Genomic DNA, 288 nt, shown 5'->3' with positions numbered 1-288 from the left:
AAACCATCGTTTATTGCTTGGGCTATGCCATCGCCTACTTGTTCTTCGTTACCGTAGTCTGATGCGCAATCAAGATGGCGGTAACCTGCCTTAATGGCTTGGTATACCGTTTGCGCACAATCTTCTTGTGCTACTTTCCATAAACCGAACCCTACTGGAGGGATATTATTTAATGAACTCATTGGGAATTCCTGTTAAAAATGCATAATGACTTGGGTCTTGTATAAGACATAAGTTATTATACGAATCAAACAGTGTCAATACTGTGTTAACAGCAAAGTAGTAAAT

1 protein-coding gene is annotated in these 288 nt (G+C 39.2%); it reads right to left on the bottom strand.

Features of this window, described 5'->3' with window-relative positions; translation table 11 throughout:
* Positions 1-182: aldo/keto reductase (locus tag AAEY83_RS14025; protein WP_351059762.1), on the bottom strand; the 182-nt coding region annotated here is incomplete at its 3' end.
* Positions 183-288 lie beyond the last annotated feature (106 nt).

This window comes from Psychrobacter sp. TB20-MNA-CIBAN-0197 (assembly GCF_040309765.1).
Classification (GTDB): Bacteria; Pseudomonadota; Gammaproteobacteria; order Pseudomonadales; family Moraxellaceae; genus Psychrobacter; species Psychrobacter submarinus.
This window is presented reverse-complemented; position numbering and strand designations above follow the sequence as displayed.